At 64.8% G+C, this 19,334-nt stretch carries 16 protein-coding genes; 4 read left to right on the forward strand and 12 right to left on the reverse strand.

Features of this window, described 5'->3' with window-relative positions; genetic code table 11:
• Positions 1-286: 286 nt before the first annotated feature.
• Positions 287-1,138 carry a CvfB family protein gene (locus tag ACUCV0_RS02895; RefSeq protein WP_271654400.1) on the forward strand — a complete coding sequence of 284 codons (852 nt, stop codon included), beginning with the start codon at positions 287-289 and terminating at the stop codon, positions 1,136-1,138.
• Here the strand turns inward: ACUCV0_RS02895 and ACUCV0_RS02900 are convergent.
• From ACUCV0_RS02900 to ACUCV0_RS02925, 6 genes are all read right to left on the reverse strand, one after another.
• Positions 1,092-3,713 carry a ligase-associated DNA damage response DEXH box helicase gene (locus ACUCV0_RS02900; protein WP_482211959.1) on the reverse strand — a complete coding sequence of 874 codons (2,622 nt, stop codon included), beginning with the start codon at positions 3,711-3,713 and terminating at the stop codon, positions 1,092-1,094. The two genes, ACUCV0_RS02895 and ACUCV0_RS02900, sit on opposite strands and share 47 nt — an antisense overlap.
• A 12-nt stretch (positions 3,714-3,725) precedes the next feature.
• Entirely contained in the window at positions 3,726-5,057 is a 1,332-nt protein-coding gene (locus ACUCV0_RS02905; RefSeq protein ID WP_059316845.1) for a deoxyguanosinetriphosphate triphosphohydrolase, read from the reverse strand.
• Positions 5,058-5,150: 93 nt separating this feature from the next.
• Entirely contained in the window at positions 5,151-6,329 is a 1,179-nt protein-coding gene (locus ACUCV0_RS02910) for an EAL domain-containing protein (protein WP_482211960.1), read from the reverse strand.
• A 105-nt stretch (positions 6,330-6,434) separates the two neighbouring features.
• A complete protein-coding gene (locus tag ACUCV0_RS02915) occupies positions 6,435-6,776 on the reverse strand; it encodes a hypothetical protein (protein WP_059314306.1) in 342 nt (113 codons plus the stop codon).
• The gene (locus ACUCV0_RS02920) at positions 6,773-7,165 is read right to left on the reverse strand and encodes a phage holin family protein (RefSeq protein ID WP_059314307.1); all 393 of its coding nucleotides are present in this window, start codon (positions 7,163-7,165) and stop codon (positions 6,773-6,775) included. The genes ACUCV0_RS02915 and ACUCV0_RS02920 overlap by 4 nt, the downstream gene beginning before the upstream one ends.
• Positions 7,166-7,180: 15 nt before the next feature.
• A complete protein-coding gene (locus ACUCV0_RS02925) occupies positions 7,181-7,576 on the reverse strand; it encodes an ElaB/YgaM/YqjD family protein (protein ID WP_313649011.1) in 396 nt (131 codons plus the stop codon).
• 347 nt (positions 7,577-7,923) lie between these two features.
• Between ACUCV0_RS02925 and ACUCV0_RS02930 the strand changes: the two genes are divergently transcribed.
• A complete protein-coding gene (locus tag ACUCV0_RS02930; protein WP_007159080.1) occupies positions 7,924-8,211 on the forward strand; it encodes a DUF3509 domain-containing protein in 288 nt (95 codons plus the stop codon).
• A 134-nt stretch (positions 8,212-8,345) separates the two neighbouring features.
• On the opposite strand, the gene ACUCV0_RS02935 is transcribed toward ACUCV0_RS02930, so the two are convergent.
• The 4 genes from ACUCV0_RS02935 to ACUCV0_RS02950 form a co-directional block, all read right to left on the reverse strand.
• On the reverse strand, positions 8,346-8,780 hold the full coding sequence (locus ACUCV0_RS02935) for a hypothetical protein (protein ID WP_323148922.1): 435 nt from the start codon (positions 8,778-8,780) through the stop codon (positions 8,346-8,348).
• Positions 8,781-8,795: 15 nt separating this feature from the next.
• A complete protein-coding gene (locus ACUCV0_RS02940; protein ID WP_059314310.1) occupies positions 8,796-9,077 on the reverse strand; it encodes a DUF3509 domain-containing protein in 282 nt (93 codons plus the stop codon).
• 97 nt (positions 9,078-9,174) lie between these two features.
• On the reverse strand, positions 9,175-10,053 hold the full coding sequence (gene rfbD / locus ACUCV0_RS02945) for a dTDP-4-dehydrorhamnose reductase (protein ID WP_059314311.1): 879 nt from the start codon (positions 10,051-10,053) through the stop codon (positions 9,175-9,177).
• Between the two features lie 566 nt (positions 10,054-10,619).
• Positions 10,620-14,090, reverse strand: coding sequence for a hybrid sensor histidine kinase/response regulator (locus ACUCV0_RS02950; RefSeq protein ID WP_271654406.1), 3,471 nt, complete (start codon positions 14,088-14,090; stop codon positions 10,620-10,622).
• Between the two features lie 146 nt (positions 14,091-14,236).
• On the opposite strand from ACUCV0_RS02950, the gene ACUCV0_RS02955 reads away from it, so the two are divergent.
• Together ACUCV0_RS02955 and ACUCV0_RS02960 are read left to right on the forward strand one after the other, a co-directional pair.
• Positions 14,237-14,803, forward strand: coding sequence for a GNAT family N-acetyltransferase (locus ACUCV0_RS02955; RefSeq protein ID WP_271654407.1), 567 nt, complete (start codon positions 14,237-14,239; stop codon positions 14,801-14,803).
• A 175-nt stretch (positions 14,804-14,978) separates the two neighbouring features.
• A complete protein-coding gene (locus ACUCV0_RS02960) occupies positions 14,979-17,435 on the forward strand; it encodes a putative bifunctional diguanylate cyclase/phosphodiesterase (RefSeq protein ID WP_059314314.1) in 2,457 nt (818 codons plus the stop codon).
• On the opposite strand, the gene ACUCV0_RS02965 is transcribed toward ACUCV0_RS02960, so the two are convergent.
• Positions 17,385-18,326 carry a bile acid:sodium symporter family protein gene (locus ACUCV0_RS02965; RefSeq protein ID WP_454252780.1) on the reverse strand — a complete coding sequence of 314 codons (942 nt, stop codon included), beginning with the start codon at positions 18,324-18,326 and terminating at the stop codon, positions 17,385-17,387. The genes ACUCV0_RS02960 and ACUCV0_RS02965 overlap by 51 nt on opposite strands.
• Before the next feature lie 60 nt (positions 18,327-18,386).
• The gene (gene rdgC, locus ACUCV0_RS02970) at positions 18,387-19,307 is read right to left on the reverse strand and encodes a recombination-associated protein RdgC (RefSeq protein WP_059314316.1); all 921 of its coding nucleotides are present in this window, start codon (positions 19,305-19,307) and stop codon (positions 18,387-18,389) included.
• Between the last annotated feature and the right edge of the window lie 27 nt (positions 19,308-19,334).

The following is a 19,334-nucleotide window of genomic DNA, read 5'->3' on the forward strand; positions in this document are numbered from 1 at the left end:
GTTCAGGCGCGCCTGTAAGACCTCAACCTCCTCTAGCTGCCAGGTACACCGTTCGCGCCGAGGCTTGAGCCAGTTGCCGTGCGGGTGTTTCCACGGCACGGCATGGCGCCGAGCAGTGGAGAGGCATGAAGGGAATTAGGTCAGTGTCTGGTACACGAGCAACGCGGTGCCGGCAGCGACTCCCTCCATGATCCTGCGCACCTGTTTCAAGGGTGAGGCATAGCTATCAAGCGCCGGCTCTGATGATCGCGGTAAAATGGGCCGCTTTCTACAGGAGTCTCCGTTCATGGCCTTGCTGGGTCGTTTCAACAGCTTGCAGATTTTGCGCAATACACCCATCGGTCTGTTCCTTGACGCGGGCAACGACGGCGAGGTTCTGCTGCCGCGTCGCTATGCCCCGCGTGACGAACCCTGTGCCGAAGGTGATTGGCTCAATGTGTTCCTCTACCTGGACAGCGAGGACCGGCTGATCGCCACCACCGAGAAGCCGAAAGTGCAGGTTGGCGGCTTCGCCAGCCTGCGCGTGGTGGAAGTCGGTCGGGTCGGGATCTTCCTTGACTGGGGGCTACCCAAGGATCTGTTGCTGCCGCATTCCGAGGAGAAGCGTCCCCTGCAGGTGGGTGATCATTGCGTGGTGCACGTGCATCTGGATGCCCGTACCCGGCGGATCGTCGCCACCGCGCGGCTGGATCGCTACCTGGATCGCGAGGCGCCACGCTACAAGGCCGGCCAGCCGGTGCCCTTGCTGGTCGTCGAGCAGACCGACCTGGGCTACAAGGTGATCGTCGACAACAAGCACTGGGGTCTGGTGCATCGCAACGAGGCCTTCAAGCCCCTGCGGCTGGGGCAGCGCGAGCGAGGCTTCATTCGTGAGGTACGGGCGGACGGCAAGATCAGCCTGACCCTGCAGCCCCAGGGTGCGGCCGCCGGTAACGACCTTGCCGAGCAGATCCTTGGCCTGGCGAGAGCCCGCGGTGGAGTGCTGGAGCTCAGCGACAGCAGTCCGCCCGCGCTGATCCATCAGCTGTTTGGCGTCAGCAAGGGCAACTTCAAGAAAGCCATCGGCCATCTCTATCGCCAGGGACGGATCGTTATCGAGGACGACCGGATTTCTGTACGCGAGGACGCCGCGGACTAGCGCCGCGACGGGGTGTCAGATCGCTGTCATGGCTGGGCTGCACCAGGGATTCGGGGTCGAAGGCGCGGGCTCGCTCGTCCGGCCCGGCTTCGCGTTCTAGGTCGCCGACCAAGCGGGTGATGCGATCGGCCAGCTTTTCCGAGCTCAGGCTTTCGCGCAGGCGCTCCACCATGAGCGGCAAGGCGAACGGCGAGGGGTGATCGAGAGTCACCAGGCGCAGGGGCAGCGCGCCGGTACGGGTCAGTGTCTGCTGCAGCCGATCGGCGTCGAGCTCCTGGCGCAGCACCTCGGTCTGAGCCTGGCCGAGCAGCAGGTTATCCGGATCGTACTGACGAAAGACCTGATAGAAGAGGCTGCTGCTGGCCTGTAGCTGGCGGTTGCTCTTGTGCGCGCCCGGATAGCCGGAAAAGATCAGCCCGGAGATGCGGGCGATCTCGCGAAAGCGCCGCTGGGCGAGTTCGGCGGCGTTGAGGCTTTCCAGGGTGTCACTGATCAGGTTGTCGGTGGTGAAGAGGCTGGCATCGAGCAGCTCTTCCCAGTCCAGGCTGACGGGTGAGACCAGCTCCAGGCCATAGTCGTTGACGGCGATGGAAAAGGTGCAGGGGCGGCGCTGCGCCAGGCGCCAGGCGAGCAGGCTGGCCAGTCCGAGATGGGCGTGGCGGCCAGCGAAGGGATAGAGAAAGAGGTGCGAGCCCTCGCGGGATTCCAGGGTCTCGGCGAGCAGGTAGTGGGCGCTGGGCAGCGCCGACCATTGCCGCTGGACATCCAGCAGCGGCTGCAGCAACCGCATTTCCGGACTCTCGTAACGTTGGGCCTCGGCATCTTCGAGCAGGGCCAAAACATGCTTGGCCAGGGTGTCCGAAAGCGGCATGCGGCTGCCGCTCCAGCGTGGGATGGCGGCCTTGCGACCGCTGGCGCGGCGCACGTATACCGTCATGTTTTCCACCCGCACCAGTTCCAGGGTACGGCCAGCGAAGAGAAAGTGATCACCAGGGCGCAGGCGGGCGATGAAGCCTTCCTCGATGTTGCCCAGGCGATTGCCACCGCCGCCCTTGGACCAGAATTGCACGTTGAGGCTGGTCTCGCTGACGATGGTGCCTATGCCCAGGCGATGTCGCTTGGCCAGCTGCTTGTCGGGGACGCGCCAGATGCCCTCGGCATCCGGCTCGGCGCGGCGATAGTCCGGATAGGCCGACAGGGAGGCGCCGCCAGTGCGGACGAAGGCGAGAGCCCAGGCCCATTCGCCGTCACTAAGGCCGCGATAGGCCCAGGCACTACGGATTTCCAGCAGCAGGTCCCCTGGTTCGAAGCCGCCCCCCAGGGCCACGGTCACCAGGTGCTGCACCAGGACATCGAGGGGCTTGACTGGGGCCGCGCGGGCCTCGATCTCCCCGGCCGTGATGGCGCGGCGGGTGGCGGCCGCATCCAGCAGGTCGAGGCTGTAGGTAGGCACCAGGGTCGCGCGGGAAGCGCGCCCCGGGGCGTGACCACTACGGCCGGCGCGTTGCAGCAGGCGAGCGATGCTCTTGGGCGAGCCGATCTGCAGTACCCGCTCCACGGGCAGGAAGTCCACGCCGAGGTCGAGACTGGAGGTACAGATCACCGCCTTGAGCTGGCCATTCTTGAGGCCACTCTCCACCCATTCTCTGGCCTGCTTCTCGATGGAGCCGTGGTGCAGGGCGATCAGACCGGCCCAGTCCGGGCGTGCCTGCAGCAGGGCCTGGTACCAGAGCTCGGTCTGTGCCCGGGTATTGGTGAAGACCAGAGTGGTGGGACTGTCTTCGAGTTCGCGGATCACCTGCTGCAGCAGGCGCATGCCCAGGTGCCCGGCCCAGGCGAAGCGCTCGACTCCGCCCTGGGGCAGCAGGGTATCCACCTGCAGGCGCTTGTCCTGGCGGCCCTGCACCAGGTGTCCCGGTTCTCCGGCCAGCAGGACATCCAGCGCGTGAGCCTGGTTGCCCAGGGTCGCCGACAGGCCCCAGGTCTGCAGGCCGGGGTTCCAGCGGCGCAGGCGGGCCAGGGCGAGTTGGGTCTGGGTACCGCGCTTGTTGCCAAGCAGTTCGTGCCATTCATCGATGACTACCAGGCGGACATGACCCAGGGCTTCCTGGGCGTCCTCCCGCGACAGCAGCAGCGACAGACTTTCGGGAGTGGTTACCAGGGCCGTCGGCAGGCGGCGATTCTGTCGCGCCCGCTCGCTGCTACCGGTATCACCGGTGCGCAGGCCCAGGGTCCACTCCAGCTCATCCTCGAGTACCGGACGCTCCAGGGCACGCAGGGTGTCCGCCGCCAGCGCGCGCATGGGCGTCAGCCAGAGCACCGTGAGCGGCGGTGGCGCCTGCTTGCGCTTGCTGGGCAGCCCCTTGGCGGTGATCGGCTTGGGCGCCACGAAGGCATCCAGGGCCGCCAGCCAGACCGCGTAGGTCTTGCCGGAACCGGTAGTGGCATGCAGCAGGCCGGATTCTCCGGCGGCGATGGCCTTGGCCACCTCGCGCTGGAAGGGAAAGGCCTTCCAGCCCTGGGCTGCCAGCCAGCGACTGCCGGGGCCCTTGCGCGATCGGGTAGCGGTGGCCATCTTGGCACTCCTTTAGACCGGGTTCGAACGCCCGGTCATCTCGGCCGCCATGGCGGTGGCGTAGCTGTCGGTCATGCCGGCGATGAAGTCGATCACCCGCATGAAGGCCTGGTGCAGGGTCCAGGAGGGATCCGGGGCGCTGTTGCCCAGCAGGTCGAGGATACGCCGACTCTTGAAGGACGGCTCGCGGCCCCGATGCTGTTCCAGGGCAGCGCCGCAGAAGGCGTTGAGCAGGATCTCCAGGGTAGTGTAGGCACCGATCTCGTGGAGGGTCTTGCGCTTGTCGTGAAAGATCTTTTCCCGGGCCAGCGCCTTGGCGCGCTGCACGCAGAGCTTGGCCGGACCGGCCATGTGCTCGACCAGGTCATCACCCAGGGTGCCGGCGAGCAGGGCGTCCTGCTGTTCGACGAAGGCGCGGGCGGTGGCGTTGGTCAGGTGTTCGATGGCCTTGCCGCGCAGGATCGCCAGCTTGCGCCGGCGGGAGTCGCGCGGACCCAGCTGGCGATAGGTCTCGGGCAGGTCGTCGCCGACCAGGCCCAGCAGCAGCGCCTCGACCTCGGCATAGTCCAGCAGCTCCATCTCCAGGCCGTCTTCCAGGTCGATCAGGCCGTAGCAGATGTCGTCGGCGGCCTCCATGAGGTAGACCAGGGGATGCCGTGCCCAACGCTCGGGACCCAGCAGAGGCAGTTCGAGCTTTTCGGCGATCTGTTCCAGCAACGGCAATTCGCTCTGGTAGCAGCCGAACTTGTGTTTCTTGTAGCCAGGCGCCGCGGCATAGCGTGATGTCCAGGGGTACTTGAGATAGGTACCTAGGGTCGCGTAGGTCAGGCGGGTGCCGCCGTCGAACTGGTGGTATTCGAGCTGGGTCAGCACCCGGAAGCCCTGGGCATTGCCTTCGAAGTGCAGGAAATCCTGGCGCTCCGCTTCGCTCATGTCATCCAGCCAGCCGCGTCCGGCCGCCTGGGTGAACCAGTAGCGAATGGCGTCTTCGCCGGAATGGCCGAATGGCGGGTTGCCGATGTCATGGGCCAGGCAGGCAGATTGCACCACCATGCCGAGATCGCTCGGGTCACACCACTCGGGCAGGTCGCCTCTGAGACTCTCGCCCACGCGCATGCCCAGGGAACGGCCGACGCAGCTGACCTCCAGGCTATGGGTCAGGCGCGTGTGGATATGATCGTTGCTGGTCACGGGGTGGACCTGGGTCTTGCGGCCCAGCCGGCGGAAAGCGCCGGAAAAGATGATGCGATCGTGGTCCTTGTGAAAGGGGCTGCGCCCCAGTTCATCCGGGCTGTGCAGGGGTTTGCCCAGCCGTTCGCGGATAAGAAGTGTCTGCCAGTCCAAGGCCATCCTCGAGCTATCACCGTTTAGGGGACGCCGGCGGTTACCGTTCGGCGCTTCTGCGTTCTGACCTCGGCAACATACGATCATCACCCCTCAGTTGGCAAAACCCGGCAGTTGGCTGGCGTCCAGGTCGATCAGCAGCAGGCGCTGACCGCTTTCCAGGAACTGGCTGGCGGTCAGGCAGTACTGGTTGGTCGTGGCATCACGATACACCGTCGAGAGCGCCAACCGGCGCTCGTTCCAGCCCTCGGCCAGCAGTGCATAGAAGTAGGGACGCCAGGACCAGTTATGGTTGAGGTAACGCCGGTTCTCGCGCCAGAACATGCCGTTCCATTCCAGGTTGGGGGTGATCTGGGTGCCGGCGTGGTCGCACTGGTAGATGCGCAGCAGGCCGGGAAAGGCGTGGGGATCGGGCAGGGCGCTCAGGGGGCCGCCGTGTTCCGCCCAGGGTTTCAGCCGGGTGACGAAATCGGCGAGCCGCTGGCGCAAGGCGAGCAGCTGGGTCTGCTGAACCAGCTTGCCGTCGACGAAGCGACTGCGCAGGGCGGCGAAGCGCTCCTGGTAGCGGTCACTGGCGCTCAGCTCATGGGTGGCCTGGGCGAACAGGAAACCCTGGACATAACGTGAGCCGCACTCCAGCGCGAAATCCAGTTCGGTCTCGGTTTCGACACCTTCGGCGATGAGCCAGCAGCCGGTCTTTTCCGCCATCTGCGCCAGGGCCTTGACCGCATCGCCGCGGGGACCGCCCCGGGCAGCGGCCTGGAACAGCCGCATATCCAGCTTGAGAATGTCGGGTTGCAGGTCCAGCACCCGATCGAGTTGCGAATAGCCGGAACCGAAATCATCGATGGCGATGCGGATGCCGCGTTCCCGATAGCGGGCCACGGCCTCGGTCAGGCGCGGCAGATCGCCGGCAGCCTCAGTGATCTCGTAGACGACCCGGCTGGGCGCGACCCCAGAGCGTTCCAGCTGCACCAGGCTGGGCAGGTCGGCGCCACTCTCCAGCTGGCCGATCCAGCGTGGCGACAGGTTGAGGCTGAGAAACCAGTCTTCCGGTGCGCTGGCGAAGCGCTGCAGGGCATCTTCCCGAAGCGTGCGATCAAGGTGCAGCAAGTCTGCAGTCGGGGTATGCGGGTCGGCAAACAGGGGCCCGACGGAGGTGTGACTGCCGTCGGCCTGGCGCAGTCGGCCAAGCGCCTCGACCCCGGCGATACGTCCGGTAGCGGTGTCGATGAAGGGTTGGAAGAAGGCAGAGGGCTGAGCACTGGTCACGAGCGGTTCCTTGTCGTCAGGTAGGCAGGCGGATGTCGACCTGACCCGTTGCCATGCGATAAGGGTGCCAGAGGAAAAAACGGCTCCCTGGGGAGCCGTCCATGATCAGCGGGGTGGCGGTAGCGGATGATCCGCCTGTTCGCGATGCCGGTTCTGCAATCGATTGACGATGGGATACAGCGCCAGGCCGATACGGGCCAGGCGGCCCACGGCGCCAAGGCGCTTGCCGAACAACGACAGGAACACCGTCGCGCCCAGCATCAGCGGCTTCTTCGCCGAGCTGGCGACCTTGTCGCGATTGGGTCGTACCAGATCACCGATAAGGCTGATGGGGTTGTGCAAGGGTTGGGCGTTGTAGATGAGCTGCTGGCGATACATCTCCATGCGCAGCCGGACCAGTTCCTTGCGCTTGGCCTGGCTGGTGGCAGAGGAAAGCGGCTGGTTCATGGCAGTAGGCGCTCCCGGTTGCGGTTCAGTTCTTCCAGGGTGGCATGGAAAGGCGCGGCGCCCTTGACCAGGCGAAGGGCTCGCAGGATGCAGATCGCCAGCGCCACGGCATAGAAGCCGCACAGCGCCAGAGTCGCGGTCATGCGATAGGTATCCCAGAAGGCGATGATGACCGCCGCCGAGATGCCTACCAGCACCAGCAGGCCAAAGATCAGGCTCAGGCCGGTAAAGAGGAACAGCTGGAAGGTACGAACCTTCTCTTCCTGTACCTCGATACCCAGCAATTCCAGGTGGCTCTGCAGCAGTCCTACTACCGCGCCGGCGAGGCGCTTGACCGAAGGCTTGGGCGCCTCGTCAGGCAGCTCCCGTGGAGGAGAGGAGGTGTCCATGGCAATCCCCCAGGCTTAGCGGCGCGATGCCAGCAGGCCGATCAGGAAACCGACACCAGCGGCAATGCCCAGGGCCTTGAAGGGATTGTCGACCACGTATTCCTCGGTGGTCTCTTTGGCGACGACCCCCTGGCGGTAGAGGTCGTCCTGCTTGGTCTTGAGCACGTCGCGGGAACGCTCCAGGCTGGAGCTCAACTTGGCGCGCAGTTCATCTGCCTGCTCGCCAGCCATGCTTGCAGTGTGCTTGAGCAGCTGCTCGGCGTCGGCCAGCAGGGTGTGGAATTCGTCGGTCAGCGCCTGCTCGGCCTCGCCCAGATGACGACGGACCCGGTCAGTGTTCTGCTGGTGTGCCTGCTCATCGATATCAGCGGCAAGCTCGTCTTTGAGCACGGGGGAGATTTTGTCGTTCATGGGGCGCTCCTGAATAGGCAATGAGTATCCGTTTCAGGCCTTTCGAGTGAGGGCTCCGACCAAAGGTTCCACGGGTGGGGCCGCACGCCCTTCCAGTGCTTTCTCTATATAGAAGGGTCAAAGCATATAGAAGGGTCCAAAGCGGACGAATGGTCATACCATACCGATTTCGGGTCTCGAAAAGTTCCGCACTATTAATCGATTAGAAGAGCTGGCTCACAAAACGGCGTGCTAGCGCCATTGGGCGTCTTATTCAAGTATTGGGCTAGAACTTTGCTGTTTCTATCACTGTCAGTTGCGTCGTATTTGATCGTCCATGCACTTATAGACAAATAAGAGGGGGAAGAATGGAAAACGCCATTGATAGACTGACTGCCGCTTTCAGTACTTATAAATGCTCGGTCACGGCGCCTCGCCCTGACGGCAGTATCGTGCTGACGGTGCAGGACCAGCAGTGTGATGACGCACGGGTGAACCGGGTGGTCAGCGCCCGGCAGCTCGGTGAGAGCCAGCTGCTGAAAACGGTGATCGACGAAGTTCGCAAGGACGTGTCGTTGCGGGCCGGAGCCTTGGCACCGCAATCCATGGCCGTGCTACGCGCCACCGGAGCCAATATGCTGAGATATTCCGAATAAGGGATAGGCAGCAGAAGACTTCAGCTCGAGACTTGCAGTACGGATGCCCTGCATTCGTTGGTCTCGAATACTGAAGATTACAGATGGCAAACAAGTACTTGGCCGCCTTTAGCGGTATGTCCAAGGTCGATTGTCTAGCTCTTGCACTTCAACAGACGACAATCTCCGCAGGGAAGTTGCATCGCGGGCAGCGCGTACATGGGGCACGCAACGTCCATCACGCCCCAGGACGGGAAGCCCTGTCCGGCTTGTACGGCAGCCAGCCGAGCACTGGCGATCACACCGTTGAGCAGTTCCTCTTCCCGATACAACGCCTGGCGCAAGGCCGGCGAGCGATAGAGGATGCGCCCACACCTATCCAATAGCGTGAAGGAAAAGCGCCCGGTGCGATCCGGCAGCGTCGGCCATACCTTGAGCGGGGCCAATTGCTCGTCGAGTCGTGCGCAGGTCAGCTGATACAGCGAGACGCCGACTGACGGGAGCGGCGTAACTGCGCCCACGTTATCGAGGAGCGTCCCAGGGCCTGAGGTCTGCACGAGACTGCTGGTCATGCCTTCCGTGGTTTGCATGGTCCTGTTCCTGCCTTAATTCGCCACGCTGAGGTGGTTTACCGTGCCGCTGCCGCCCGCCAGCAGAGCGCTGACGCCATGGCCCTCATCAATGGCAATACCCAGACGAATGCTATCGATCAGGCGCGCGAGTCGGGTCTGATCGTGCAGCTGCTGCTTGCTGATCAACCGCTTTACCTTGACGCCATTGTCGTCGGACAGCGTCAGGCTGACGCTGCCGTCGAGGCGTTCGATGCGAAAGTTGACCCGAAAGTCGTGCTCGAAAGCCGCGGCGATGAGCTGGAAGGGGTTGTCCATGACGTACCTGACTGGCGTGAGCGGGGTCAGTGCCATTGACTTCAGCGGGCTGGGCTAGTTCTGCGGGAAACCTCAAAAGTATGACCGACGGCCCGTTTCAGCTGCTCACCTGAGTGTCGCGTTCGCTCCAGCACTGGGCGAAAGCCCGCTGCCAGTCTGGCAGCGTCTGCCCCAGCACCGCCGCCAGCTTGTCGGTGGACAGGCAGGAATTGGCGGGTCGATGCGCCGGGGTGGGGTAGGAGCTGCTGGGGATGGGGTTGAGGCGCGCCTTTAGTTCGCCGGTCTCGCGCAGCCGCTGCGCGATCTGTTCGGCGAAACCGTACCAGGACGTGGTACCGGTCGCGGTCAGGTGATAGGTGCCCCAGAGGTCCTGCTGGTCACTGCACGCCAGCAGGCGCTCGGTAGCGTCGGCGATGGTGCGCGTCCAGGTGGGGGCGCCGATCTGATCGGCGACAATATTCAGTTCGTCGCGTTCGCTGAGCAGGCGCACCATGGTGCGCAGGAAGTTGTTGCCCTGCCAGGAATAGACCCAGCTGGTACGCAGGATCAGGTGACGTTCAGCCTGTTCACGTACGGCGTTTTCACCGGCCAGCTTGGTGCGCCCATAGACGTTGAGCGGACAGGTGGGATCCTCCTCGCGATACCGGTCCTGCTTGCTGCCATCGAAGACGTAGTCGGTGGAGTAGTGGACCATGGGCACGCCCAGTTGCTGGGCGGCGCGGGCAAAGACCTGGGGAACCCGTTCGTTGATCAGGGTGGCGGTCTGGGCATCGCTCTCGGCGGCATCCACGGCGGTATAGGCTGCAGCATTGATGATGACGTCGGGACGGGCAGCGAGAACGCGTTGGTAGAGGGCATCCAGCTGGGTGAAATCCACCTGGGCCCGGCCGACGACGGTCACCTGGGCCTTGGGTGCCAACAGGGTTTGCAGTGCCTGAGAAAGTTGTCCGTGTTGACCCGCGATGAAGACGTTCATGTGACTGAGCTATTCCAGAAGGGCTGGCGCGTCCGTGCCTGTTTGACAGGGTGGGCGTCGCCACGACAGCCCTGAGCAAAAGGCGCAGTCTACCCGATGACCGGCGTAGGACAAGGCTAGCCTTTCGCCTTCGCAGGGCCTTTGGCATTGGCTCTGCCAGGCCTGCCTGGCCGGAAACCAGCCCAGGCGAAAGGATGAAAAAATTTGTTTCACGAATACTTGACAATTGTGCGACGGGGGAAAGGTATCCGTTGGTCTTTTTCCAGGGGAGTTGTGCACAACTTGTGCTAGCGCCTGTCAAGTCCTCTCTGGCCCCCACAGATCCCTGTCTAGAATCGCCCTTTTGAATTAAGTTGTTGATTACGTTGAACTTATCAAACTGGTTAAAAAATGAGCAAGTTGTTTGCGGGGCCCGCAGAGCAAGGCTCAGGGTTCTTTTCCACCATGTTTTCAACAAAGTTATCAACAGAACCTGTGGATTGTTCCGAGAAGAGCCGACCTGAAAACCTTAATCGGTGCTGAACGACAGGCTGATTGGACAGGTGTCTGCCGTTCTGTCGTCCGGCTTAGCCGGACAGGGCCAACTGACGACTCAGCAGGGCGCGCAGTGAGGCCGGCTTCACCGGTTTGGGCAGGAAATCCAGGCGCGCTTCGCGCACCTTGGCCAGGCATTCCGGACGGCCATCGGCACTGATGACGATGCCGGGAATGTCCTGGCGCAGCACCTGGCGAATCCATTCTGCGACGTCCGGACCCGTGTCGGCATCACTGAGGTGGTAGTCGACGATCAGCAGGCGTGGCACCACCCCCTGATCCAGCAGGGCGGCACATTCTTCACGGCTGCGCGCGGTCCAGACCTGGCATCCCCAGCGGCCCAGCAGGCTGCGCAGGCCCAGCAGGATGCTGTCTTCGTTGTCGATGCACAGCACCGGATCGCCCGCCAAGGGCTGGGCGGCTTCGCTGGCAGTGGCCGCCTGGATGGCGAGGGCGGGCGCCAGGGGCACCTTGACGCTGAAGACACTGCCATGGCCCGGCCAGGAGCGCACCGAGAGTTCGTGGCCGAGCACCCGGCAGAGCCGATCGGCGATCGCCAGGCCCAGGCCCAGGCCTTTCTCGGCGCGGGTCTGGTGGCTGTCCAGACGCTTGAACTCCTCGAAGATCAGCTCGAGCTTGTCCGGCGGGATGCCGGGGCCGCTGTCCCAGACCTCCAGGCTCACGTTCTGCCCCTGGCGGCGTACTCCCAGCAGCACGCGGCCATGGGCGTATCTCAGGGCGTTGGTGAGGAAGTTCTGCAGTACCCGGCGCAGCAGCTTGCTGTCGCTGTTGACCACCAGCTGGCTGGTGCGGATGCGCAGACTGGTGCCCTGGTCCTGGGCCAGGGCCTTGAATTCGACACCCAGGGCCTCGAACAGGGTGGCCAGGGGGAAGGGCGCCGGCGCGGCCAGGATGCGCCCGTTCTCCAGGCGCGAGATGTCCAGCAGGTCGGCGATGAGGTCTTCGCTGGATCTCAGGGCGCTGTCCATGTTGCGCACCAGTTCCTGGGCCTCCTGGGCGAGGCCGTCCTGGTGGGCGAGGGCAGCGGTGAACAGTCGGGCAGCGCTCAGCGGCTGCATGAGGTCATGGCTGACCGCGGTGAGGAAACGGCTCTTGGACTGGTTGGCCGCCTCCGCGTGGGCCCTGGCTTCCTCCAATGCCTGGTTGAGCTGCGAGAGTTCGCGGGTGCGTTCTTCCACCCGCTGTTCCAGGCCTTCGTTGGCTTCGCGCAGGGCGCGCTCGGCCTCGCGGAAGGCGGTGATGTCGGTAAAGCTCATCACGAAGCCACGGCCGGGCATGGGGCTGCCGATCAGCTCGATCACCCGGCCGTTGGGAAAGGTGCGCTCCGAGGTGTGGGGAATGCCCTGGCGCATCCGTTCCACCCGGCGCGCCACGTGGTCGTCGGCGTCGCCAGGTCCGCAGAGGCCACGCAGGGCGTTGTAGCGGATGATCTCGGCGATGGGGCGGCCGACCTGGATCATGCCGTCCGGATAGTCGAACAGCTCCAGGTAACGCTGGTTCCAGGCGACCAGGCGCAGCGACTGGTCGACCACGCTGATGCCCTGGGAGATGTTCTCGATGGCGCCCTGCAGCAGCGCCCGGTTGAATTCGAGTACCTCCGAGGCCTCGTCGGCGATGCGCACCACGTCGTCGACCTGCATGTCGCGGCCTTCGATGGCGGCCTTGACCACGGCGCGCGCGGAGGAGGCACCGATAACCCCGGCCAGCAGCCGCTCGGTCTGGGCGATCCACTCGCTGTTGGCGTTCATGCCAGGGTGGTAGGTGAGGCCGCTCTGCTCGGCGAAGCGGCTGAAACTCAGGCGTGCGCGCTCATCACCCACGAAGCGGGCGGCGAGCAGCCGCAGGTCCTCCAGCTTCACCGCCAGCAGGGCGCGATTGCGCGGCCGGGGCAGGGCGTACTGGGCGATGAAGCGCCCGGCCTGCCAGTATTCCGAGACCCGGGTGCGCGAGAGCAGCGACACCAGGGCGAACAGCAGGAAGTTGCCGGCCAGGGAGACCAGGGCGCCGACCGTGGTCGGTTGTAGCGTCCGCTCCCCCGCGGGCTGCTCGAACCAGGCCAGGCCGGGAAAGGCCTCCAGCGGCCATTGCAGGCTGGTGGCTACTACCGGCAGCACCATCAGATAGCCCCAGAGCAGCGCGCCGGCGGTGAGCCCGGCAAAGACGCCCCGGCGATTGGCGGCCTTCCAGAACAGCGCCCCGACCATGGCCGGCCCGAGCTGGGCAATGGCGGCAAAGGCGATCTGGCCGATAGTGGCGAGACTGGCATTGGAGCCCAGCAGGCGATAGCTGCAATAGGCCAGCACCAGGATGACCACGATGCTGGCGCGGCGCACCGTGAGCATCCAGTGGCTGAACACCGCGTGCGGACTCTCGACCTGCCCACGGCGCTTGAGCAGCCAGGGCAGGACGATGTCGTTGGAGATCATGGTGGAGAGGGCGACGCAGGCGACGATCACCATGCCGGTGGCCGCCGAGGCGCCGCCTAGAAAGGCCAGCAAGGCCAGCCAGGGACGCTCCTGGGCCAGCGGCAGGCTGATGACGAAGGAGTCGGGCAGCACGCCGCCGGGCAGGTGCAGCTGGCCGGCCAGGGCGATGGGAATGACGAACAGGGCGGCCAGCGCCAGGTAGAGCGGAAACACCCAGCGCGCCAGGTTGACGTCCCGGGTATCGATGTTTTCCACCACCGTCACATGGAACTGGCGCGGCAGGCACATCACGGCGATGAAGGCCACGCCGGTCTGGATCAGCAGGCCCGGCCAGTCCAGCGTCTCCCGCCAGTATTCCTGCAGCTGCGGCGCCTGTTGGGAGCGGGCGAGCAGGTCGGCGAAGCCGTCGTGCAGGTCGTAGGTGACCCAGAGGCCCACGGCGATAAAGGCGGCGAGCTTGACCAGGGATTCGAAGGCGATCGCCAGCATCATGCCGCGATGGTGCTCGGTGACATCCAGGTTGCGGGTGCCGAAGAGAATGGCGAACACCGCCAGGACCAGGGAAACGAACAGCGCGGTGTCCTGGGCGCGGGTGCTCAGGGACTCGGCATTGATGCCGGTCAGCAGATTGACGCCGATGACGATGCCCTTGAGCTGCAGCGCCAGGTAGGGGAGGACGCCGACCAGGCAGATGAGTGCGACGACGATGGCCAGGGTCTGGGACTTGCCATAGCGGGAGGCGATGAAGTCGGCGATGGAGGTGATGTTTTCCTTCTTGCTGATCAGCACCATCTTCTTGACCAGTTGCGGGGCCAGCAGCAGGAAGAGGATGGGGCCCAGGTAGATGGGCAGGAACGACCAGAGCTGGTCGGCAGCCTGACCGACCGCGCCGAAAAAGGTCCAGCTGGTGCAATAGACGGCCAGCGACAGGCTGTAGACCCAGGCCCGCAGGCGTGGCTTGAGCGGTGGGCGGCGATCGCCATAGAAGGCGATGGCGAACAGCATGGCGAGGTAGCCGAGGGTTACGGTGATGATCAGCCCGCTGGGCAGGGACATGGCGACTCCAGGCAATCCAGGCGCCCATCGCGCCCGGACAAAGTGTCGCACCTTGGGGTGCCAGACGTCAGGTCTGGCGACATTGGGTTGAGCCAGACGGTTTGCCCTGTTAGGTTGGCGGGCTGATTCAAGCGAGAGAGAGTGTCATGTTCCAAGCGCAGCCCATTTCCCTGCAACGTGGTGCGCTACGCCTGGATCCGCTGGCGGAAGGCGACGTGCTCGAACTGGTCGGCCTGGCCGAGCGCAATCGCGAGGCGCTGCATTATCTGAGCGGACCGTTGCGGCCGGACTGGTACCGTCTGGCGCTGGCCGAGCAGCGCGAGGGGCGAGCCTTGCCCTTTGCCGTACGGATCGCCGACCGGCTGGTGGGTACGACCCGCTTCGCCGACTTCCTGCCCGCCTTGCCCGCCGCCGAGATCGGCTGGACCTGGCTCGATGCCGAGCAACACGGCAGCGGCCTGAATGGCAACATCAAGTATCTGATGCTGCGCCATGCCTTCGAGCACTGGCAGTTGGTACGGGTACAGCTCAAGACGGCAGCGACCAATCTCCGGTCCCAGGCGGCCATCGAAAAGCTGGGTGCGGTGCGCGAGGGGCTCTTGCGCAATCATCGGCGCTTGGCGGACGGTCGGCTGGACGACACCATCATCTACAGCATTACCGACCGCGAGTGGCCCGAGGTGAAGGCGCGACTGGAGGCGTCCTTCAACTAGCGGCAACGTCTGGCCGACCGTTCGTCGCTGACCATCGCTACGCAACGGGTCTGCGCCGCTTGTTTGGCGCCGCTATTCCGGCGGCCGTCCTTTCTTGTCCAACAGTTTTCCGCAATACGGCCGACATGCCTGCTCAATGGTACGAGTTCGCCTGTCTCCTTTCGCGGATCGCTGTATGTCTTCATTGTCACCTTCCTCTGCGCTGCGCACGCTCAGGGTCGTCTGGCCCTTCGTCATCATCCTGTCCTGCCAGGCGCTGGTAGCCATCTTCAGCCTGCAACTGCTGTCGACGGTGCGCGCCTATGTGTCCGCGGAAAGCCTGTGGAGCAAGAGCCTGGGCAACGCCATGCTGTCGCTGGGTGCCTACCTGGATGAAGGACGCCTCGAGGCCTATCAGGACTATCTGGCTTCCATCAGCGTCAATGACCTGGATCGTGCGGCGCGCACGGAACTGGATAACGGCGGAAGTCCTGCCGAAGCCGCGCGCCTGCTGCGCCTGGCCGGCAACAGCCCGGATGACATCGATGGGCTCATCACCCTTTTTCGCCTGGCCCGACACGTCGAACCGTTCGAGGGAGTGATCGCCCGCTGGCAGGTCACCGATCCCTACATGGACGAGTTCCAGGCCCTGGCGCGGACCAGTTTCGAATTGATCAGGCTACAGGGGCCGGGGCCGGCGCTGATCCCGTTGAAGCGCCACCTGCTGGATTTGCACGACCGCATGATGCCGGAGACCGTGGCCTTCTCGGAGCGCCTCGGCCTGGCGTCACGGCAGATGGTGCGCGGGCTGTTCATCGCCAATGTGCTGGTGGGTGCACTGCTGGTCCTGCTGGCCATCTGGCGCATGCACAGCCTGGTGCAGCAGCGCTGGCGTTCCGAGCAGGCACTGCAGGCCGAGAAGGAGCACATGCAGGTCATCCTGGCTTCCATCGGCGATGCGGTGCTGGCGCTCAATGCCCAGGGGCGGCTGCTCTATCACAATCCGGCGGCGGCGCGTCTGCTCGCCAAGCCTGAACTGGCCGCCGGCACACCGGTCAATCACCTGTTCGATATCCAGATCGAGGACCAGCCGGGGTCGACGCGCCCGCTGGCCGAGCGGCTGCTGAGTCAGGATTGGCGGGCCGGCGACGAACCCCTGGCCCATCAACTGGTACTCACCGAAGGGACCCGTATCCCGGTGGCGCTGACGGTGAGCGCGCTGCCGCGTGGCGAGGCCGGCACCGGGGTGGTGCTGGTGATGCACGACCAGACCCGGGAGCGGGCCTTCCTGCACGATCTGGCCTGGCAGGCGAGTCACGATGCCCTGACCGGGCTGCTCAATAGGCGCGAGTTCGAGACCCGGCTGGAGCGCCTGCTGGCCAATCCAGAGCTGGTCTGCGCGTCGCTGCTGTTCATCGATCTCGATCAGTTCAAGATCGTCAACGACACCTCCGGGCACTTCCACGGCGATCGGCTGCTGCGCCAGCTCTGCGAGCTGCTGGGTGGTCAGCTGGGTGAAGACGACTGCCTGGCGCGCCTGGGCGGCGATGAATTCGGCGTTCTGCTGGAAAACCGTACGCCGGCTGAAGCCGAGGCCGTGGCCGAACGACTGCGTTGCTGCGTCGGTGCTCTCCAGTTCGAGGCCGCCGGGCAGGGCTTTCGCGTCGGCTTGAGCATTGGCGTGGTGCACCTGGGTGGTCATGCCCTGGCGCCGGAGGAGGCCCTGCGGCTCGCCGATCTGGCCTGCTACGCCGCGAAGGACAAGGGCCGCAATCGCATCCAGGTCTTTGCGCCCGGTGATGTGGAGCTGGACCAGCGTCATGGCGAAATGGCCTGGGTGCAGCGCCTGCACCGGGCGCTGGCCGAGGACAGATTCCGCTTGTTCGTCCAACCGATCCTGGGTTTGCGCAGCGAGACCGTAGCGGATCGCCATGTGGAGGTGCTGATGCGGCTGGAGGAGGGCGATCGGCTGATCGCACCAGGCGTCTTCATCCCGGCGGCGGAACGCTATGGGCTGATGCCGGACCTGGATCGCTGGGTGATCGCCGCGGCGCTGGCCCGCTTCGCCGAATTGCCCAACGGGCTGCTCGATACCCTGGCCATCAACCTGTCGGGTCATTCCCTGGGCGAAGCGGGCCTGGCCTCGTTCGTCAAGCAGCAGCTCCAGCGCTGGCAGATCGCGCCTGCACGGATCTGCTTCGAGATCACCGAAACCAGCGCCGTGGCCAATCTGGATGCGGCGCGGCAGTTCATGGACGAATTGCGTGGGCTGGGGGTGAGGTTTTCCCTGGACGACTTCGGGGCCGGAATGTCGTCCTTCACCTATCTCAAGCACCTGCCGGTGGACTACCTGAAGATCGATGGCAGCTTTGTCCGCCATCTGCTGGAGGATGCGGTGGACAGCGCCATGGTCGAGGCGATCAACCAGCTGGGGCATCTCACCGGCAAGAAGACCATCGCCGAATTCGCCGAGAACGACGCGGTGATCGCGGCGCTAGGCGCCCTGGGCGTCGACTATGCCCAGGGCTACGGCATCGCCCGGCCGCAGCCCTTTACCGAAGACACCTGTCAGGCGCTGCTTCGGCAGGTGTGGTGCGAGCCCTCAGGCGCGGCCGTCGTCGTCCTTGAAGCGGCGGAAGAGGGTGGCCAGTAGCGCGCCTGAGATGTTGTGCCAGACGCTGAACAGGGCGCTGGGCACCGCTGCCAGTGGCGAGAAATGCGCGGTGGCCAGGGCGGCGCCAAGACCGGAATTCTGCATGCCGACTTCTAGCGCCAGGGACTTGCGCTGCGCCAATGGCAGCTTGCAGAACTTGCCGGTGAGATAGCCGAGCAGGAAGCCGAAGCCGTTGTGCAGGATCACCACCGCCATGATCAGCAGGCCGGACTCGGCGATGCGCGCCTGGCTGGCGGCCACCACCGCGGCGACGATCACCACGATGCTGACCACTGACGCCAGCGGCAGCACCTCGACCAGCGCGCCGACCCGTCGGCCGAGCAGGCGCTGAGCGACGAGGCCCAGGGCGATGGGCAGCAGCACCACTTGCAGGATCGACCAGAACAGGCCGCCAAAGGAGATCGGCAGCCAGGTGGAGGCCAGCAGCCAGATCAGCGCCGGGGTCAGCAGGGGAGCCAGCAGGGTGGTCACGGCAGCGATGGCTACCGACAGCGCCAGGTCGCCCTTGGCCAGCCAGGTCATGACGTTGGACGCCGTCCCGCTGGGGCAGCAGCCGACCAGGATGACGCCCACGGCGATCTCTGGCGGCAGGTGGAACAGCTGGCACAGCGCCCAGGCCACGCCCGGCATGATGACGAAGTGCGCCACCACGCCCAGCAGCACTCGCCAGGGGTGGCGACCGACGGCGGCGAAGTCCTCGACCTTGAGGGTCAGGCCCATGCCGAACATGATCACCCCCAGCAGCGGCACGATGGCGACGCTCAGGGGCTTGAACACGGCGGGAGCGAAAAACGCCAGCAGGGCGGCGAGCAGCACCCAGAAGGCGAAGGTATTGCCGACGAAGCGGCTGAGGGCGGCCAGGGCGCGCATGGCAAACTCCTTTTTGTAAGGGCAGAAAAAAGGCCGGTCTGCGCCGGCCTTGATTGAAGCTTACAGTCCCTGGGGCAGCTCTTCGCCACCCAGGGCTTCGATCAGCTGTGGCAGGAATTCCGCCAGGGTCATCATCATCAGCACGAAGCTGGCGTCCTGCTGGCCGAGGGCGTCTTCGCCACCGTCCTGTTCGGCCTGGTCCTGCAGCAGGTCCTCGAACTTCAGGCGCTTGATGGTGACCTTGTCGTCCAGCAGCAGGGCGAGCTTGTCCTGCCAGGCCAGTGCCAGCTTGGTGACCAGCTTGCCAGCGCCCAGGTGGTTCTGGATCTCTTCGCTGGTGAGGTCCTGCCCCTTGCAGCGCACCACGCCGCCATCTTCGCCGGCGTCGCGCAGTTCGCACTCGTCGAGGATATAGAGGCCGTGGGTGGCGTCACCGGCCTTGACCCAGTCGGTGAAGGTGGCCATCGGCGCCTGCTTGACGCCCAGCGGTCGTACCGGCAGCGAGCCCAGGGCATCGCGCAGGGTGGAGAGCAGGTCCTCGGCGCGCTTGGCGCTGGAGGCGTCCACCAGGATCCAGCCCTGCTTGGGGTCGATGGCGGCATAGGTGGTCTGGCGACGAATGAAGGCGCGCGGCAGGAAAGCCTGGACGATCTCGTCCTTGATCTGCTCCTTCTCCTTCTTGTAGACCTTGCGCATCTGCTGGTTTTCGATCTCGTCGACCTTTTCCTGCACGGCTTCCTTGACCACGCTGCTGGGCAGGATGCGTTCTTCCTTGCGCGCGGCGATCAGGAAGAAGCCCTGGCTTTCGTGTACCAGCGGCAGGTCCGGGCCCTTGCCGAAGGGGGCGACGAAGCCATAGGTGGACAACTCCTGGCTGGCACAGGGGCGCGCCGGTTTGGCGGCGAGGGCGGCGTCGAGGGCTTCGGTCTCGAAGGCGACTTCCTGGGTGAGACGGTAGACGAGCAGATTACGGAACCACATGGTGTCACTCCCAAAAACGAAGCGCGC

The sequence above is a fragment of the Pseudomonas sp. VMV1 genome, from assembly GCF_056790235.1.

Bases quoted from the DNA above. Each gene is read 5' to 3' on its own strand.
- ACUCV0_RS02895 (WP_271654400.1), top strand. From the start codon at position 287: ATGGCCTTGCTGGGTCGTTTCAACAGCTTGCAGATTTTGCGCAATACA.
- ACUCV0_RS02900 (WP_482211959.1), bottom strand. From the start codon at position 3,713: ATGGCCACCGCTACCCGATCGCGCAAGGGCCCCGGCAGTCGCTGGCTG.
- ACUCV0_RS02915 (WP_059314306.1), bottom strand. From the start codon at position 6,776: ATGAACCAGCCGCTTTCCTCTGCCACCAGCCAGGCCAAGCGCAAGGAA.
- ACUCV0_RS02920 (WP_059314307.1), bottom strand. From the start codon at position 7,165: ATGGACACCTCCTCTCCTCCACGGGAGCTGCCTGACGAGGCGCCCAAG.
- ACUCV0_RS02925 (WP_313649011.1), bottom strand. From the start codon at position 7,576: ATGAACGACAAAATCTCCCCCGTGCTCAAAGACGAGCTTGCCGCTGAT.
- ACUCV0_RS02930 (WP_007159080.1), top strand. From the start codon at position 7,924: ATGGAAAACGCCATTGATAGACTGACTGCCGCTTTCAGTACTTATAAA.
- ACUCV0_RS02935 (WP_323148922.1), bottom strand. From the start codon at position 8,780: ATGCAAACCACGGAAGGCATGACCAGCAGTCTCGTGCAGACCTCAGGC.
- ACUCV0_RS02940 (WP_059314310.1), bottom strand. From the start codon at position 9,077: ATGGACAACCCCTTCCAGCTCATCGCCGCGGCTTTCGAGCACGACTTT.
- rfbD (WP_059314311.1), bottom strand. From the start codon at position 10,053: ATGAACGTCTTCATCGCGGGTCAACACGGACAACTTTCTCAGGCACTG.
- ACUCV0_RS02950 (WP_271654406.1), bottom strand. From the start codon at position 14,090: ATGTCCCTGCCCAGCGGGCTGATCATCACCGTAACCCTCGGCTACCTC.
- ACUCV0_RS02955 (WP_271654407.1), top strand. From the start codon at position 14,237: ATGTTCCAAGCGCAGCCCATTTCCCTGCAACGTGGTGCGCTACGCCTG.
- ACUCV0_RS02960 (WP_059314314.1), top strand. From the start codon at position 14,979: ATGTCTTCATTGTCACCTTCCTCTGCGCTGCGCACGCTCAGGGTCGTC.
- ACUCV0_RS02965 (WP_454252780.1), bottom strand. From the start codon at position 18,326: ATGCGCGCCCTGGCCGCCCTCAGCCGCTTCGTCGGCAATACCTTCGCC.
- rdgC (WP_059314316.1), bottom strand. From the start codon at position 19,307: ATGTGGTTCCGTAATCTGCTCGTCTACCGTCTCACCCAGGAAGTCGCC.